Here is a 17,846-nt window from a genome sequence, read left to right as displayed (position 1 = left end):
ATATGTTAAAATGTAGAGACGGAACGCCTTTAACTATGGAAACGAAGGGGAATAGGATGGCTGACATAACAATGGCAAGGCTGCACGAAGCTATGGTTGTTCTATACGCAGTCAGCCTTGTTTTTTATTTTATCGATTATTTATATAAAGAGAAAAAGGCGAGCCGGATCGCCATGGTGCTGCTTGGCGTCGTTTGGATCATGCAGACGGTCTTCCTTGTGTTTTACATTATCGAAACGCAAAGGTTCCCGATTCTGACGCTGTTTGAAGGAATTTACTTTTATGCCTGGCTGTTGGTGACCTTGTCGATTGTCTTGCGCATTTTCTACAAATTTGATTTTGCGGTCTTTTTCATCAACATTATCGGTTTTATATTCATGACAATCCATACATTCGCACCTGTGCAGATCGAACGTTCGCCGATCGGAGAAACGCTGGTGTCGGAACTGCTGTTGATCCATATCACGTTCGCAATCCTGTCGTATGCAGCTTTGTCGTTGTCTTTCGTCTTTTCGGCGCTGCATATGATCCTCTATCGATTGCTGAAAAAGAAGAAATGGACAAAGCAGCTGAGCAATATGCCTTCGCTCGGGCAGACCGAACAAGGCATGACCATCTCCATCCTGGTCGGCATTTCGCTGTTGTTCGTTTCTCTCATCCTCGGCCTTCAATGGGCATATATCTCGCTGGCTGAATTCTCGCTGCTCGACTTTAAAATCATTGGTTCGTTCATCCTGCTGGTTGTCTATAGCTGGATATTGTTCCGCCATAGAGGCGGCGCGCTGAACGGGATGAATTACGCAAGGGTCCATATTTACGCATATTTATTGTTGCTGGTCAATTTCTTTCTAGGAAGCCGGCTATCTGATTTTCATTTTTGGTATTAGGGAAAGGTAGGATTTATTTTGAGAAAAATTATTGTAGGTTCAAGAAGAAGCAAATTGGCATTGACGCAAACCGGTCAATTTATCGACAAATTGAAGGCGGCCGGCGCTCCGTTTGAATTTGAGATCAAGGAAATCGTCACAAAAGGCGACCGCATAGTGGATGTGACTCTTTCAAAAGTCGGAGGAAAAGGGCTTTTCGTCAAAGAGATCGAACAAGCGCTATTCGACAACGAAATCGACTTTGCTGTCCACAGCATGAAAGATATGCCATCCGTTTTGCCGGAAGGCTTGGTTATCGGCTGTGTGCCGGAACGTGAAGATCCCCGCGATGCTTTCATTTCAAAAAACCATGTTAAATTTTTGGACCTTCCTGTAGGAGCGGTTGTCGGAACAAGCAGCTTGCGCCGCAGTTCTCAATTGCTTTTGCTGCGTCCTGACCTGGATATCCAATGGATCCGCGGAAATATCGACACCCGCTTGGAAAAGCTGAAGTCAGGCGATTACGATGCTATTATCTTGGCTGCAGCGGGTCTTAAGCGCATGGGCTGGAATGATGACATTGTGACGGAATTTTTGGAAGTGGACGAATGCCTGCCGGCGATCGGCCAAGGGGCGCTTGCCATTGAATGCCGCGAAGACGATGTGGAATTGCTTGCCGAACTGGCGAAAGTCAACGATGAAAACACATCGCTTGCCGTAACCGCTGAACGTAAATTTTTGCGCGATATGGACGGCAGCTGCCAGGTGCCGATTGCAGGCTATGCGACTGTAGCCGATGGCGACATATCATTTACTGGATTGATCTCTTCCCCTGATTCACTGGAAGTGTACAAAGAATCCATCGTTGGCCGTGACCCGATCGAAGCGGGCCGGGTTGTTGCGGAACGCATCAGCTCACAAGGCGGCTATGAATTGATCCAAAAAGTCAAAGCCGAGAACCATGTCTGACACGAAGTTGCCGCTGCGGGGGGAGACCGTTATTTTTACGGGCTCCAAGGAACCGGTGGAAGCAATGGAAAGGGTCGGTGAATTAGGCGGGGACGCGGTCTATTTGCCGTTGATAGAAACGGTGGTCCGCCAGTCGGAACTGCCGGATTTCGGCGCCTATGACTGGCTCATTTTCACAAGCCGCAACAGCGCGGAAGCGTTTTGTTTGCTCGATGTTCCAGTCAGGCGTAAAATTGCAGCCGTTGGGGAAAAGACAGCTGAAGTACTGAAAGAAAACGGCTATCGGGTCGACTTTGTCCCGAGTTCCTATAGTGCCGACCGGTTTGCGGAAGAGTTTCCGGAAGCGGCAGACAAAGGGCGATGCCTGTTTATCAAAGGATCGCTTGCCAAAAACACGATTGCTTCGATGCCGATGCCTGTTGATGAATGGGTTATTTACGAAACGGCTTTGAATATCGGCAATGCAAGAAAACTGGCAGCCATGAAAGGTGCCGCCGTCCTTTTTGCCAGTCCTTCTGCGGTCTCGGCATATCGGGAAGCGGGAGGCGACTGGCAGGGCATCAAAGTGGCCGCAATCGGGCATGTCACCCGGGACGCGATCCTTCAAAACGGAGGCCGCGTCGATTTTATTCCTGAAAAATATACAATACTAGATGCACTTAACGAAATTGTGAAGGGAAGTTGTCTTAATGAATGAATTGAATTTCAACCGCCACCGCCGTTTGCGTGGATCTGCGAATCTTCGCTCGATGGTCCGTGAAACGAGTTTGCACAAAGAGGATTTCATTTATCCGCTTTTTGTCGTAGAAGGCGAAAACGTGAAAGAAGAAATTTCTTCAATGCCAGGAGTTTTCCATTTTTCATTGGATCGCTTAGGGGAAGAATTGGATGAAGTCGTGTCGCTCGGCATTCCTTCGGTCATTTTCTTCGGCGTACCGAATGAAAAAGACGCAGTCGGAACGCAGGCCTACCACGATCACGGCATCACGCAAGAAGCGATCCGTTTTGCGAAAGCCCGCCACCCGGAGCTGGTTGTTATAGCGGACACTTGCCTTTGCCAATATACAGACCACGGCCACTGCGGCGTGATTGAGAACGGCGTGATCCTGAACGACGAATCGCTTGATCTTTTGGCCCGCACAGCAGTGTCCCAAGCAAAAGCGGGGGCGGATATCATCGCTCCATCAAACATGATGGACGGCTTTGTCGCAGCAATCCGCTTCGGCCTGGACCAGGCAGGATTTGAAAATGTGCCGATCATGTCATATGGCGTGAAATATGCATCCGCTTATTACGGCCCATTCCGCGAAGCAGCCCATTCAACTCCGCAGTTCGGCGACCGCAAAACTTACCAGATGGATCCGGCGAACCGCTTGGAAGCACTTCGTGAAGCAGCTTCCGATATCGAAGAAGGCGCTGACTTCATGATCGTCAAGCCGGCTCTTTCGTATTTGGACATCATCCGTGAAGTCCGAGACAACTACGATTTGCCGATTGTCGCTTACAACGTATCCGGCGAATACGCCATGGTCAAAGCGGCAGCGATCAACGGCTGGGTGGATGAGAAGAAAATGGTATTGGAAACGTTATTGAGCATGAAACGCGCAGGCGCCGACATCGTGATGACATACCACGCAAAAGATGCCGCACGCTGGTTGGAGGAGAAATAAATGGGCTACGAAAAATCGATTGCAGCATTCGCTGAAGCGAAAACATTGATGCCAGGCGGCGTGAACTCGCCGGTACGCGCATTCAAATCGGTCAATATGGACCCGATTTTCATGGCTTCCGGCAGCGGCGCCACCATTACCGACATTGACGGCAATACATATATCGATTATGTGTTGTCTTGGGGTCCGCTGATCCTTGGCCACTCGCACCCTGAAGTGGTCAAAGCGATCCAGGAAGTGGCTGTATCCGGAACTTCTTTCGGGGCGCCGACTTTGCTTGAAAACGAATTGGCGAAACTCGTGATGGAACGTGTGCCATCGATCGAAATGGTCCGAATGGTCTCTTCCGGCACGGAAGCGACCATGAGCGCGCTGCGTGTAGCCCGGGGCTTCACCGGCCGCAGCAAAATCCTGAAATTCGAAGGCTGCTACCATGGCCATGCGGACAGCTTGTTGATCAAAGCGGGATCGGGTGTTGCGACACTCGGCTTGCCGGATTCGCCGGGAGTTCCTGAGTCGGTGGCGAAAAACACCATAACGGTTCCCTATAATGACTTGGAAAGCGTGCGCTTGGCGTTCAAGGAATACGGGGAGGACCTGGCAGCTGTCATCGTTGAACCGGTTGCAGGCAATATGGGCGTTGTTCCGCCGCAGCCGGGCTTCCTGCAGGAGCTTCGCAACTTGACGGCTGAAAACGGCACAGTCTTGATCTTTGATGAAGTCATGACCGGATTCCGCGTCGGCTTCAACTGCGCCCAAGGCCATTTCGGCGTAACGCCGGATATGACGTGCCTTGGCAAAGTGATCGGCGGCGGGCTTCCGGTCGGTGCTTTCGGCGGCAGACGCGAAATCATGGAACACGTGGCACCGAGCGGTTCGATCTACCAGGCAGGCACTTTGTCCGGCAATCCGCTTGCCATGACGGCCGGCTTTGAAACCTTGTCCCGCCTGGATGAAAGTTCGTATGAAACATTCGTCGAGCGCGGCGATCAGCTGGAGAGAGGCTTCCGCGAGGCGGCTGAAAAATACAACATTCCGCACACCGTGAACCGCGCAGGCTCGATGATCGGCTTCTTCTTCACAAACGAAGAGGTCATCAATTTTGAAACCGCAAAAACATCCGATACGGCGCTGTTCGCCGATTACTACCGCTTGATGGCGGAAGAGGGCATTTTCTTGCCGCCTTCCCAGTTCGAGGGCATGTTCTTGTCGACAGCCCATACAGAAGAACACATCGCCAAAACCGTCGAAGCATTCCATACGGTCTTCGCGAAGTTGGCGCGATAATAGAAAGGATCAGCCGGAACGTCTATTGCAGACGTTCCGGTTTTTTCTTTGAATTCAAATTTCCTTGAAACTCCATTTTCAATTGCTGATTATGAATTCTTTTTCATGTAAAATAACAGTAGAAGATATTTCGTAAAACGAAAGTTGGAATCCTTTTGAATTCTTTTCTGAAAACCGCAGTGATTGCGTTTGCCTCTGGCTGGCTTTTTTATGAAGTGGGCATGTTTTTGCCGTGGCTCCTTGGACCGATGTTCATCCTATTGCTGTTAAATCAATTTACAGCCATGAAATTCCGCTGGCCAAAAATTTTACGGACGGCAGGACTGGTGCTTTTGGGTGTGCAGATCGGCTCTTCTTTTACAAGGGACGCTGTGGCCCTTATGTGGTTCGACTTGCCGTATATGGCGTTCATGACGCTGGCGATTGTCGGGCTTTCGCTAGGCCTTGGCTTATTGTTTCGGCGCATGGCCAATGAAAGCTTGGCGACCAGCCTCCTTGGCTCAATTCCCGGGGGGTTGTCCCAGATGGTCGTGATTGCCGAAGAAGTGGATTCCGCCAACGTCACTGTCGTAACCATGATGCAGATGGTCCGTGTTTTAATGGTTATTAGCATCGTTCCATTTCTTTCGATTTTTCTCGCCGGCAGGAACGCGAGCGAAATTGTTCCGGAAACTTTCGTTTTTGCCTGGCCGCCTTTCCTAGCGGCTATAGCAGTGGGGCTGCTGGTTTATTGGCTTATGAAAAAAATGCATTTTCCGGCTGCAGAAGTGCTGGCTCCAATTTTTACAATGGCACTTGTCCAATCCATTACCGCCCATCATATACTTGAAATGCCTGTTTGGCTTGTTGCGCTTGCCCAAGTATTTATTGGCGCCAATCTTGGTCTGCAAATGGAGCAGCTGAGGGAAAAGATGAATTTGCGTATCGGCATGGCCATACTTGTCAATAATGTGCTCCTGATCGGTTTTTCGGTCCTGATTGCGTATATGCTGGCCGCCTTTTTGCCCGGCTATCTTTTTTTGGATTTCTTCCTGAGCGCAGCGCCTGGCGGAATGGCGGAGATGGCCATTACGGCCCTCGCTTCCGGCGGGGATGTGGCACTTATTACAAGCTTCCATCTGTTCCGCTTGTTCTTCATCCTTCTCCTGGCGTCGCCTATTATCGCCTATGTGGTGAAAAAGCTTGACGCTAAAACAAATCATTGAGTACAATGGATGTAATTCTATACTGATGCGTTGAAGAGGATAGTAGGATGTGCGTGCATTTTAGAGAGAAGGCCGCCTGGTGAAAGGCTTTCATGGACAAGCATTTGAATGTCACCTCTGAGCAGTTTCCGTGAAATGCGAGTAGCGGGAACCGGATGTGAAATCCGTTATCGAACTTGAGAGCCAGACGCTTTTTGGGGTCTGTGTATAAAGGTGGTACCGCGAACAAACTCCTTCGTCCTTTAAAGACGACAGGAGTTTTTTTATTTGGTCAGATTAGGCAAGAAGGCCGCATCAGCCGGATAATAGCGTCGCAAACCATTATAAAGGAGGAATTTTCAATGACAGAACAAATGTCGACCAAGTACGATCCGCAAGCAATTGAAAAAGGCCGCTATGAATGGTGGCTCGAAGGCAAGTTTTTCGAAGCGCAGCCCGACAGCGGCAAAAAACCGTATACCATTGTGATTCCGCCGCCGAACGTAACCGGCAAGCTGCACTTAGGGCATGCATGGGATACGACGCTGCAGGATATCCTGACTCGCATGAAGCGCATGCAAGGATTTGACGCATTATGGCTGCCGGGCATGGACCATGCAGGGATTGCAACGCAAGCGAAAGTTGAGGGCAAGCTTCGCGAAGAAGGGAAATCCCGCTACGATTTAGGGCGCGAGGCGTTCCTCGAAGAATCATGGAAGTGGAAAGAAGAATACGCAAACTTTATCCGCCAGCAATGGTCTAAACTGGGGCTCGGGCTCGATTACTCACGCGAACGCTTCACGCTTGATGAAGGCTTGTCCGATGCGGTCCAGGAAGTTTTCGTAAGATTATACGAGAAAAAACTCATCTACCGCGGCAAATACATCATCAACTGGGACCCGGCGACAAAAACGGCGATTTCAGATATTGAAGTTATCTATAAGGACGTGCAAGGCGCATTCTACCATATGCGCTATCCGTTGACGGACGGCTCGGGCCACATCGAAGTCGCGACGACGCGCCCGGAGACGATGCTTGGAGATACAGCGGTTGCGGTTCATCCAAAAGACGAACGCTACCAGCACTTGATCGGCAAAACGGTAACGCTTCCGATTGTCGGCCGTGAAATGCAGATTGTCGCTGACGACTATGTGGATATGGAATTCGGCAGCGGCGCAGTGAAAATCACGCCGGCGCATGACCCGAACGACTTTGAAATCGGCAATCGCCACAACTTGGAGCGCGTACTCGTCATGCATGAAGACGGCACAATGAACGAAAACGCCGGCAAATACGAAGGGCTCGACCGCTTCGAATGCCGCAAAGAAATTGTGGAAGATCTTCAGGACATGGGAGTTCTGTTCAAAATCGAAGAGCATCTGCACTCGGTTGGCCATTCCGAGCGCAGCGGCGCAGTTGTCGAACCTTATCTTTCGACGCAATGGTTTGTTGATATGCAGCCTTTGGCAGCGGAATCGGTGAAACTGCAAAAGGGCGAAGACGGCGTGAACTTTGTGCCGGAGCGTTTTGAAAAAACATACCTTCACTGGATGGAAAACATCCGCGACTGGTGCATCTCGCGCCAACTGTGGTGGGGACATCAGATTCCGGCTTGGTACCACAACGAAACAGGCGAAATCTACGTAGGCCGCACAGCACCGGAACCTGCTGAAAACTGGACGCAGGATGAAGACGTTCTCGATACGTGGTTCTCATCAGCCCTATGGCCGTTCTCAACGCTTGGCTGGCCGGATGCAGACAACGAAGAGCTGCAGCGCTACTATCCGACAGACGCATTGGTGACAGGCTACGACATCATCAACTTCTGGGTCTCGCGCATGATTTTCCAGGCGCTTGAATTTACCGGAGAAAAACCGTTCAACGACGTATTGATCCACGGGCTTGTCCGCGACGCGGAAGGGCGCAAGATGTCGAAATCGCTCGGCAACGGCGTTGACCCGATGGATGTTATCGAACAGTATGGCGCGGATTCACTTCGCTACTTCCTGGCAACGGCTTCAAGCCCGGGACAGGACCTGCGCTTCTCGATGGAGAAAGTGGAGAGCGTTTGGAACTTTGCCAATAAAATCTGGAACGCTTCACGCTTTGCGTTGATGAACATGGAAGGCATGACATATGGAGAAATCGATCTTTCCGGCAAACGTTCGGTAGCCGATTCCTGGATCTTGACCCGCTTGAACGAAACAATCGAACAAGTGACGGGTCTCGCCGAACGCTATGAATTCGGCGAAGTTGGCCGCCTGCTTTACAACTTCATCTGGGATGACTTCTGCGATTGGTATATCGAGATGGCGAAGCTGCCATTGTACGGCGAAGATGAAGACGCAAAACGGATGACGCGTTCTGTTCTCGCGTATGTTCTTGACAACACGATGCGCCTGCTGCATCCGTTCATGCCGTTCATCACGGAAGAAATTTGGCAGAACTTGCCGCACCAAGGCGAATCGATCACGGTTGCCGCTTGGCCGACAGTGGACGAATCTCTTTCCGACCAAGACGAGTCGACGAACATGAAGCTGCTGGTGGACATTATCCGTTCAGTCCGCACAATCCGCGCGGAAGTGCAGTCGCCGATGAGCAAAAAAGTGCCGTTGACGATCTTGGCGAAAGACGCCAATACGCACGCTGTTCTTGAAGCGAACGCTGCCTATATCGAGCGCTTCTGCAACCCGGAAACATTGACGATTGCCCAAAACATCGAAGCACCGGAAAAATCGATGTCGGCCGTTGTCTCCGGAGCGGAATTGTTCATGCCGCTTGAAGGCTTGATCGACGTGGAAGCGGAGCTTGCACGTTTATCGAAAGAGCTGGAGAAATGGGCAAAAGAAGTGAAACTTGTTCAAGGCAAACTATCAAACGAACGCTTTGTTTCCAAAGCGCCGGAAGCGGTAGTGGCAGAAGAGCGCAAAAAAGAAGCCGATTACTTGGAGAAGCATTCCACAGTAGAAAAGCGCATGGAAGAATTAAAAGCACTTTGATACGGCAAACCGCTTTCCGATTATGGAAAGCGGTTTTTTTATGCATGGAAATAATGTCTTTATGAGTTTTCCTTTCGTACAAGAACTATTCAGGTTTTTACATGCATACGGAAGCTTTTTCTGGCACATACGAATTTTGTGCAGTAGTTTCCTGCATATTAATGGTTCAAAAGCATCTGCTTTGACAAAAGGCGGCCCGCTTGCTATAGTTTCCTTACGAACGTTCGGAAGGGTGAGAGGCATGACTCTTGAGCAGTTAAAAAAATCTGCGCAAAACCGGTTTGCTTCATACGGTTTTGACGGCACATCATTGGCCCATATTGCGGAAGATGTAGGCATCAAAAAACAATCCATCTACACCTACTTCAAAGGTAAAGATGAGCTTTTTCTGCAGGTGTTCAGCGACGCATCAGAGAATGAGTGGGATTCCACAAAGGAGTTTATCGAGCGCAGCAAATCTTTGCCGATTGCAGAGTTTTTGCAGGGCTTCCTCCTGCATCACAAAGAACGGTTTGAGCGGAATACCGATACTAAATTTTGGCTGCGGATATCCTTTTTTCCCCCTGCCCATCTGTACGATGAAGTAATGGAGAAAGTCTATACATACTTGGACGGCCTGGAGAAACTGCTTGAACCGATCATCAGAGGAGCGGTGCAAGAAGCGCAGCTCGACCCGAAAATTGATGCGGAACAGGCTACCGTCGCTTTTTTGGGCGTATTGGACAGTGTGTTCGTGGAGATGTTGTACGGAGGTCCTGAGCGTTTGGAAAAAAGGCTGGATGCTTCCTGGCATTTCTATTGGCGCGGAGTATCGGGAAAATAAAAGGCATTGCGGGGAAAATAAAATGAATTTACATTGGATGCTTGTAATTGTTGCGGGCCTCATTGAAATCCTTTGGGCGACAGGCTTGAAGCACGCTTCAAGCCTGATGGCGTGGCTGGGCATCGCCTTGCTTATCTATATATCGTTCGTGGTGCTGCTCAAAGCACTTGAAAAAGTGCCGGTGGCAACTGCTTATGCGGTATTTACCGGCATCGGGACAGCGGGTACGGTCATTGTGGAAACGGTGATTTTCGGAGAACCTTTCAGCTGGAGCAAACTGCTGTTTATCGGGATGCTGTTGGCGGGGGTCATCGGCTTGAAACTGGTGACTCCGGATCCTGGCGGGAAAGAAGAGGCGATTTAAATGGCTTGGGCATACTTGATATTAGCGGGCTGTTTTGAAGTGCTTGGAGTCATCGGAATGAACCGGGTCATCAAATACAAGACAGTGCAATCATACATCGTTTTAGTCGGCGGGTTTATCATCAGTTTCAGCTTGCTGTCACTGGCGATGAAAACCTTGCCGATGGGCGTTTCCTATGCGGTATGGACGGGCATCGGAACAGTGGGCGGAACGCTCATTGGCATGTTCGTGTACGGCGAATCGAAAGATTGGAAGCGTCTGCTGTTTATAGGCATGATCCTGGCCGGGGTGGTCGGGCTGAAACTGACCTCATAGCAAGAGGAATATAAAAGGCGCCCCTGAAGTGGTTCAGGAGCGCTTTTTTCATTCTGCTATTTTGACGATCGGCTTGATCGTCGATCCGTTTTTCGAATCCTCGAACGCTTCGTTGATTTGCCCGAAATCGTACACTTTTGTCAATTTATCAAAAGGGAACAGACCGCGCTTGTAATAGTTCACCAACTGCGGAATGAACACTTGCGGAATGGAGTCGCCTTCGATGACGCCCATTACCGTTTTGCCTTCAGCCATGATATCGTTGTGGACATCGAACGTGATTTCAGGCGTCACCCCGACAATGGCGCAAGAACCGAGCGGCCGGAGCGCGTGGATGGCTTGTTTGACAACGGGAGGGACGCCTGTTGTCTCCACCGCGTAATGCGTGCCGCCGCCAGTGATTTCCTTGATTTCTTTCACCACATCCACTTCTTTGCCGTTCAGTGTATGAGTGGCGCCGAGCTCTTTCGCCAGTTCAAGGCGATTTTCATGGATGTCGACGGCGATGATATTAAGACAGCCGGCAATTTTTGCCGCCATAACGGCGCTGAGGCCGACTGCGCCGCTGCCGTATACCGCAATCGAAGAACCGAATTCCGGCTTGAAGCGGTTCAGCACGGTACCGGCGCCTGTCTGAATGCCGCATCCGAGCGGCCCAAGCAGCGCCAAATCAACATCCTTGTCCACTTTTACAACATTCCGTTCATTTGCGACAGCGTACGTGCCGAATGAAGATTGGCCAAAAAATGTAGAAACCGCATGATCATGGTGATGAAGCCGGTTGGTGCCATCCTGCATCTGGCCGCCAAAGTTCAATTCGTTGAAGTTCAGGCAGACGGTGGGGTGGCCGGTCAAGCAATTCTCGCAATGCCCGCAGTAAGCAAATGACAATACAACATGGTCGCCTTCTGAAATCGAGGTCACCGCGGACCCGACCTTTTCGACAATTCCTGAACCTTCATGTCCGAGGACCACGGGAAATGGCGACAACCCCAAATCCCGGGCAACAGCATCCGTATGGCAAACGCCCGAAGCCACAATCTTCACCAGCACCTCATGCGCCTTAGGCTCCGCCAATTCCACTTCTTCCAACTTGAAATCCTCACCTAATGCGTGCGTAACAGCTGCTTGAATTTTCATTGGATCCCTCCTAATTTGGTTTTACTGTAATAAAGTACCCCGTTTCCAGCGGACTATGCACACGCTAAGAGCCGGCTCGCTTTTAACGGAACAGTAAAAACCGGCTAAAAATTTTTTCTTCATGAAGTTTCTCCGCTCCTATATGAACAAAGAGAGCCTTTGCATGAACAAATCGGATCCTTATAGGAACTTTCAAGCTTTCTAACGGCATTATCGCCACTTCTATACAAAAAAGCAGCCCGCCGAAGCAAACTGCCCATTCAATAATCCTTTTTCCGAAAAGGAGATTGGTTTTCGATTTCCTCCAAATGCCTCACCAGCAATTCCGCGATGTTCTCTTCGTGCGTCTTGTAAAACGACCGGGCGCCGACCGGATCTTCAATCTCATTGAACACATGCCGGCCATCCGGCAGCAATAAAAAATCGATGCCGATGTAATCGCTGTTCAAAGCACGCGCGATGCGCAGCACGTCTTTCTCCTGGGCTGCTGTCACCGCATGTCTTTGGATCGAGCCGCCAAGTGAATAGTTTGCCTTGAACGAATCCGTCGAACTGCGCTTCACAGCCCCAGCAATCCTATTGCCGATCACATAAACCCTCACATCGGCCATGTGGTCAACAATCGGCTGGAAAATCACTTCCGATTCAAAACGGGGCAGTTCTTCTGGCGACATTGCGATTTCCACTTCGGCGCCGCCATGGCCGTCAACGGTTTTCACGATACACGGAAATCCGGGAGCTTCACGAAAGGTCGGTATCACAGGAACGCCAAGCAGCAGGAACAATTGATATGTCTGCCATTTGTTATTGGCAATGCGGTTGACCTCAGCCCGGTTCACCAAGTGGATGCCTGCGTCCTCCAAAGAGCGCGCTGCATCCGGACGGCGGCAGCGGAACACCACTAGCGCGCCGGCAAGTTTTTCGGCAAGGGAGGCAATGCCTTCTGGCGACCAGTCGTCCCAAATCACAAGCTCAAATTCGCCGAACTTCTGCAATTCTTCGATCCAGCCGATGTTTCGCTTGGCATCCGCCGATCCATACAAGAGGATCATTTCAATTCCTCCAGAATATACGCTATCATCGCGTCGGCTACGTTCACTCCGGTGACGTTCATGATATTGCGGATATGCGCAGCGGCATTGACCTCGCAAACAAGCGGCTCTTCATCAGCACCGAACAGCAGATCGACTCCCGCAAAAACAGCGCCTACAGCATCCGCCGCTTTTAAAGCGAGCGTTTTCTGCTCTTCGGTCAAATCGACGGGGGAGGCCTTGCCGCCGTTTGTGATGTTTGCGCGGAAATCCGTTTCGGAATGGCGGTACATCGCAGCCACAATCTCGCCGCCGACGATGTTCACCCGGATATCACGGCCGCGGCTCGACTCGACAAATTCCTGAAAGACAAAATCGATGCCGCGCAGCTCTTCGACTTTCTCGTAAAAAGCCGCCTCGGTTTCGATCAAATACACTTTCATGCCAAACGAGCCATGCCCTTCCTTGATGATCATCGGAAAGCCGAGTTCTTCTGCAATACGTTCGAAATAGCCGGATTCTAGAATGGAGAAGTTAGGATATACTTTCGGCGCAACGATGGTTTTTGGCATCGGCAAGCCGAGGGCGGCCAGCCGGATATATTGGGTCGCCTTATTGTCGCAAAGGTCGATGATTGACGGGTCGTTATAAATCGGCACGCCGCGGCTTTTCAGGAAATAGCCGAGCAAAATATCCTTGTCGAGCAAAACGGCGAAATCAGGCAGCTCCGCTTCCGATGACAGATCCATTATCATTTCATAATTTTTCATCAGCCTGGCAGCCACACCCGCGCGCTCGGCTGCTTCAGCCACCAGCCGGGCCTGGTCCGCGAACTTATCGGAAACTAGGCTGCCGTTGTAAATAACCCAACATGTTGTCATTTCTACTCCACCTTCATGCTATAATTATGCTATAAAGTGTAACATGTTTTCTGCTGGAAAGAAGGTGCCTCATGATAAAAGGCTTCGACAACTATGTTGATAAATGGAAAATTATAACTAATTCAGAAATTATACCCGGAATGTCTGCCATAACATCCGCACTTGAAGAACTGGGCAACCCACACCGTTCCGGAAAATTCGTCCATATAGCCGGGACAAACGGCAAAGGGTCGACTGCCGTGCTTTTAGCCGGAATTTTGCGGGCGCACGGACTGGCCGTAAACAGTTTTTTCTCGCCTGCTATAAACGATGTCCATGACCAGATCCAGTTGGACGGTTCGCCGATATCCGAAAAGGAAATGGACCGAGCGATGGAAAAGCTCGCTAAAATCAAGACCCCGCTTACCGAATTTGAATTGCTGACGGCTGCGGCCTTTCTGGCTTTCGAAAAAACCCCCTCAGATATCACAATCATAGAAACCGGGATGGGGGGGCGCTATGACAGCACGAATGCCATCACGCCGGAAGTCTCGATCATTCCTTCCATCGCGCTCGACCATACCGCTTTTTTGGGTGGAACGATTGAAGACATTGCCTGGCATAAGGCGGGTATCATCAAAAAATGGCGGCCGGTTGTCATCGGGAACTTGCCGGAACGGGCGAAGAACCTAGTAATTGAAACGGCAAACGGTCTGCACGCTGAAGTGATTGAACCTCAAAAACCGGCAGAAGTGAAGCTGAAACTCAAAGGCAAGCATCAGCTCCACAACGCTGCACTGGCGGCAGAGGCCGCAAAGGAGCTCCTGGGACTTGCCTATGACGAAGCGAAAGCGGAAGCCGGCCTCGCTAATGCCGTTATCCCGAACCGATTTGAAGAAATCTATCCGGACGTGGTTTTTGACGGAGCGCACAATGCGGCAAGCATTAACGCGCTTGTGGAAACAATCAAAGACACATATCCAGATCAAAAAATCCATATTGTTTTAGGCGTACTGAAAGATAAAGACTATATAAAGATATTACGTCAACTTGAACAAGTGAGCGACCATTTCACGTTTCTCGACTTCAACAATGAACGGGCGCTGCCAGCGGAAACTTTATTTGAAGAAAGTAAAAGTAAAATAAAGACAATTCAAAATTTGTATGATATATTACCTGAAAGAGAAAAAAACGAAGTGACAATAGTCACGGGTTCGCTCTATTTATTGTCAAGCTTGCGCAATAAAGACATTCCTACATTTCAAAACTTTATTCCCCATTCCTGACGGGTCTTGACATGCCGAATGAGCGATTATTATAAGGGAGAAGATGCCATGCCTATAACCACCAAAAGAAAAATAGTTCTTTGGTCTCTATGGATGTTAATCGTTCCAGTTGGTTTGTTTTTGGTATATAAAGAATATCCGCCTGCAGAAATGGATTCCTGGAACTTATTCGCTTATTTATTATTTTTTATAGTTGCTTGCTTGATGCCGATGAACATCAATGGCTCGTCCGCTTATTTGGTCCAGTGGGCGACAGTGGCAGTTTTCTTGAAATATGGAATTATAGCGGAAATTCTTTTTTCGCAGTTGACCGTATTGATCGTTACATTAAGAAGCCGTACTGCCGAACCATTGTCGTTTCGAATTCCTTTCAACTCCCTCATGTTTTTTACTGCTTCTCTTTTAGCTGGGTTTGCTTTTTATGCAGTAGGCGGCCAAGTGGGATCGATGGAAATAGCCCATGTTGTGGCATATGGTCTTATCTTTCAGTTTGTTGCGTTCCTTGCTAACCAGCTGATTTTTTATTTTTATGACAAGTCAGCAGGAGCCGACCCCAAATTTTTCTCCGTTGATGTTATCTGGGATTTTTCCATCACTTTATTGGTGTTTCCTTATGCGTTGGCTATTTACATTTCGGAATCCTATATTGGGGTTCCAGCACTTCTGCTGCTGGGTATTCCGTTTTTCATTATGACAGCGATCATGAAAATGTATAACAGTTCAGAAAAAATTAATATTGACCTGAAAAAAGCAGGGGAAATCGGCCATCAACTAGCAGCCAGGCTTTCTACTGAAGAAGTGCTCGATCAATTTGTTCTGCAAGTGGCGGATTTGTTCAAAGCGGATTATGCCTATGTATTGGATTTTCGCGACAAACAATTGCAGATGCTCAGAATGTATGAGAACAGCCAGTTGATCAAGAATACTGTGCCACCGGTACATTATAACCAAGGGGTCGGCGGTGAAGTCGTCACAACGAATAAATCGGTTATTTACGACCGCAAGTCGGAATGGAAGGATATTGTCACGGGCCATCTGCCTATCGATACAGAAAGTATCATGGCCATGCCGATTGCCCGAAACAATAAAACAGAAGGGGTCTTGATTTTAGGATCTCGTCAAAAGTATGCGTTTACCACTCGCCAACTGCAAATATTGGACATTCTTAGCACTTATTTTGCTGTTTCATTAGAAAAAGCGAGCTACGTTGAGCGAGCGATTGCAATCAGCGAACGATGTGGGTTGACCAAGCTTTATAATTACCGCTATATGGATGCCCAGCTTGAAAAACAAATGGTGAAAGTTAATAATCACGAATTGACTAAATTATCGCTTGTCATGATGGATATTGACCGCTTTAAGGGCATCAACGACCAATATGGCCACCAAAGCGGAAATGACATCTTGATCCAGCTCGCGCGAATTATCGAAGAAGAAGTTGGTGAAGAAGGTACATGTGCCCGCTATGGCGGTGAAGAGTTTGTTGTTCTTTTGCCAAACTACGGAAAAGACCTGGCGCTATTATTTGCGGAAAATCTTCGGAAACGTATTGAAAGCTATCCCTTTGCAATTATCAGTGATCTTGACACAGAGCGAAAACAACAAACCATTCATATAACGTTAAGTATCGGCGTGTCGACAGCTCCAGACGATAGCGACGATGGTATGGCGTTAATACGAAATGCGGACAGGGCATTATATATCGGGGCAAAACAAGCGGGCCGCAACAAAGTGGCCGCATATGCAAAATGAGGCTGTAAGAAGGGGCAAATCCTTCTTACGGCCTTTTTTCCTATGGTTGTGAAAATTTATATCAAAAATATTAGTGAAAAGAACATATTTTCATAGAAATAAACGGTGCAGAATTGGAATGAAAGTGTAATAATAGGCTTAAGGTGAAATCTGGACTATTTATATGATTATAAGGAAATTTAAGGAATATAAAAGAGCGTAGAATGATGCGGGAGGACAGATATGAAGCGTGTTGATAATGAAAAAGGGCTTACACTTGTAGAAGTGCTTGCAGCATTGGTAATTCTTAGTATTCTTTTTGTTGGCATCATGACAATATTCCCACAAATGACTCTTTTCAACGCAAAGACGGAAACCAAGCTGGACACGATGAATTTGGCGAGACAGGAGATGGCAAAGATTGTGGCAGCGGACAAATGGAAAAAAATATTGGTGCCCAGTGCTGTGACTCCTGATACTGGAATGCCTGATTATTTATCTAAACAAAAAATCATAGATCAAATGGCGATAGATGGATATGCGGTTGATTCTGAAACCGCCGATTTTATCCGTTTCAAAAAAACCGACGGGTATTTATATGAAACAGATATTTACCTTAAATGTGAAGTTTATCTGAATCCTGTCAGTATCGGAGAAGAGCCGGCTCCAGGAATATGCGGGAAATTGGAGCCAACCAAATTGCATAAAGTCCATCTGAGGGTTTACAAAGAAAGTGGTGCTGCCTCTGGGGGTTATTCATTGAGCAGTGAAACTTATTCCTTCTTATCTTATCGGGCTTATGCAGATCCTGCAGAAAGTTCGGGTGGCTAATATGAGGTTGAACCAGAAAGGGGTAACGCTCGTTGAATTGCTTGCTGCTTTGGCGCTTGTTTCGACCATCGCTGTAATTGCTTGGACAGCGTTAACAATCGGATTCAAACATACTGCCGTTGAAACCGGAAAAACCCGGTTGCAGCAGGAAGCCAATTTTATTATTACAAAGCTGGCGAATGAGCACCGGAAAAACCATTCCTATTCTTTAATATTTGAAGGAAACCAATTGAAAATAGAAAAATGTTCCGCTGCTGGGGCATGCACCAGTGAAAATGTCGGAAGCCAATATGATTACACTGGTACAGTGATAAATGGGACAGCGGTTGACTCCCATGACAGTACGCCCATTGACCAAATCAACGGGCTTGAGCCAAAAAAAAGCAATACAACAGTTGTTTTGAAAATGGCCGACTTGAACAATGAAAAAAATACCGTAACCGTAAAAACTACACTCACAAGGATCATAACCAGTTCGAATTGAAGGGGG

17 protein-coding genes and 1 other annotated feature are annotated in these 17,846 nt (G+C 48.6%); of the genes, 14 read left to right on the top strand and 3 right to left on the bottom strand.

What is annotated here, in order from left to right; all coding sequences use genetic code 11:
- Window positions 1-56: 56 nt before the first annotated feature.
- From FQV30_RS11005 to FQV30_RS10960, 10 genes are all read left to right on the top strand, one after another.
- Entirely contained in the window at window positions 57-887 is an 831-nt protein-coding gene (locus FQV30_RS11005) for a cytochrome C assembly family protein (protein WP_146500199.1), read from the top strand.
- An 18-nt stretch (window positions 888-905) separates the two neighbouring features.
- Window positions 906-1,835, top strand: coding sequence for a hydroxymethylbilane synthase (gene hemC, locus FQV30_RS11000; protein WP_146500198.1), 930 nt, complete (start codon window positions 906-908; stop codon window positions 1,833-1,835).
- Complete coding sequence (locus FQV30_RS10995) at window positions 1,828-2,532, top strand: uroporphyrinogen-III synthase (RefSeq protein ID WP_146500197.1); 705 nt, start codon at window positions 1,828-1,830, stop codon at window positions 2,530-2,532. The genes hemC and FQV30_RS10995 overlap by 8 nt, the downstream gene beginning before the upstream one ends.
- The gene (gene hemB, locus FQV30_RS10990; protein ID WP_146500196.1) at window positions 2,525-3,505 is read left to right on the top strand and encodes a porphobilinogen synthase; all 981 of its coding nucleotides are present in this window, start codon (window positions 2,525-2,527) and stop codon (window positions 3,503-3,505) included. The genes FQV30_RS10995 and hemB overlap by 8 nt, the downstream gene beginning before the upstream one ends.
- On the top strand, window positions 3,506-4,792 hold the full coding sequence (gene hemL / locus FQV30_RS10985; RefSeq protein ID WP_146500195.1) for a glutamate-1-semialdehyde 2,1-aminomutase: 1,287 nt from the start codon (window positions 3,506-3,508) through the stop codon (window positions 4,790-4,792).
- A gap of 155 nt (window positions 4,793-4,947) precedes the next feature.
- A complete protein-coding gene (locus FQV30_RS10980) occupies window positions 4,948-5,997 on the top strand; it encodes an AbrB family transcriptional regulator (protein ID WP_146500194.1) in 1,050 nt (349 codons plus the stop codon).
- A gap of 21 nt (window positions 5,998-6,018) precedes the next feature.
- Window positions 6,019-6,243: a binding site (T-box leader), on the top strand.
- Window positions 6,244-6,338: 95 nt separating this feature from the next.
- A complete protein-coding gene (locus tag FQV30_RS10975) occupies window positions 6,339-8,975 on the top strand; it encodes a valine--tRNA ligase (RefSeq protein WP_146500193.1) in 2,637 nt (878 codons plus the stop codon).
- A 241-nt stretch (window positions 8,976-9,216) separates the two neighbouring features.
- Window positions 9,217-9,798: a TetR/AcrR family transcriptional regulator gene (locus tag FQV30_RS10970; RefSeq protein WP_146500192.1), complete on the top strand. Its 582-nt coding sequence runs from the start codon at window positions 9,217-9,219 to the stop codon at window positions 9,796-9,798.
- 22 nt (window positions 9,799-9,820) lie between these two features.
- Window positions 9,821-10,162 carry a DMT family transporter gene (locus FQV30_RS10965; protein ID WP_146500191.1) on the top strand — a complete coding sequence of 114 codons (342 nt, stop codon included), beginning with the start codon at window positions 9,821-9,823 and terminating at the stop codon, window positions 10,160-10,162.
- On the top strand, window positions 10,163-10,477 hold the full coding sequence (locus FQV30_RS10960) for a DMT family transporter (RefSeq protein WP_146500190.1): 315 nt from the start codon (window positions 10,163-10,165) through the stop codon (window positions 10,475-10,477).
- 48 nt (window positions 10,478-10,525) lie between these two features.
- On the opposite strand, the gene FQV30_RS10955 is transcribed toward FQV30_RS10960, so the two are convergent.
- The 3 genes from FQV30_RS10955 to FQV30_RS10945 all read right to left on the bottom strand — a co-directional run bounded on the left by FQV30_RS10955 (window position 10,526) and on the right by FQV30_RS10945 (window position 13,529).
- Window positions 10,526-11,617 (bottom strand): NAD(P)-dependent alcohol dehydrogenase, encoded by a 1,092-nt coding sequence (locus FQV30_RS10955; RefSeq protein ID WP_146500189.1) that lies wholly within the window; start codon window positions 11,615-11,617, stop codon window positions 10,526-10,528.
- Between the two features lie 260 nt (window positions 11,618-11,877).
- The gene (locus FQV30_RS10950) at window positions 11,878-12,669 is read right to left on the bottom strand and encodes an ATP-grasp domain-containing protein (protein WP_146500188.1); all 792 of its coding nucleotides are present in this window, start codon (window positions 12,667-12,669) and stop codon (window positions 11,878-11,880) included.
- Window positions 12,666-13,529, bottom strand: coding sequence for an ATP-grasp domain-containing protein (locus FQV30_RS10945; protein ID WP_146500187.1), 864 nt, complete (start codon window positions 13,527-13,529; stop codon window positions 12,666-12,668). Before FQV30_RS10945 ends, FQV30_RS10950 begins: the two co-directional genes overlap by 4 nt.
- Window positions 13,530-13,600: 71 nt before the next feature.
- Here FQV30_RS10945 and FQV30_RS10940 point away from each other — a divergent pair, with 71 nt between their 5' ends.
- The 4 genes from FQV30_RS10940 to FQV30_RS10925 all read left to right on the top strand — a co-directional run bounded on the left by FQV30_RS10940 (window position 13,601) and on the right by FQV30_RS10925 (window position 17,840).
- The gene (locus FQV30_RS10940; RefSeq protein ID WP_146500186.1) at window positions 13,601-14,794 is read left to right on the top strand and encodes a bifunctional folylpolyglutamate synthase/dihydrofolate synthase; all 1,194 of its coding nucleotides are present in this window, start codon (window positions 13,601-13,603) and stop codon (window positions 14,792-14,794) included.
- 48 nt (window positions 14,795-14,842) lie between these two features.
- Window positions 14,843-16,546, top strand: coding sequence for a sensor domain-containing diguanylate cyclase (locus FQV30_RS10935; RefSeq protein WP_186725623.1), 1,704 nt, complete (start codon window positions 14,843-14,845; stop codon window positions 16,544-16,546).
- 222 nt (window positions 16,547-16,768) lie between these two features.
- Window positions 16,769-17,356: a type IV pilus modification PilV family protein gene (locus tag FQV30_RS10930; RefSeq protein WP_146500184.1), complete on the top strand. Its 588-nt coding sequence runs from the start codon at window positions 16,769-16,771 to the stop codon at window positions 17,354-17,356.
- Between the two features lies 1 nt (window position 17,357).
- A complete protein-coding gene (locus FQV30_RS10925) occupies window positions 17,358-17,840 on the top strand; it encodes a prepilin-type N-terminal cleavage/methylation domain-containing protein (RefSeq protein ID WP_186725622.1) in 483 nt (160 codons plus the stop codon).
- Window positions 17,841-17,846: the final 6 nt, after the last annotated feature.

The sequence above is a fragment of the Planomicrobium sp. CPCC 101110 genome (assembly GCF_007859395.1).
Classification (GTDB): Bacteria; Bacillota; Bacilli; order Bacillales_A; family Planococcaceae; genus Planococcus.
The sequence above is the reverse complement of the archived record's forward strand: the minus strand, read 5'-3'. Positions and strand labels throughout refer to the sequence as shown.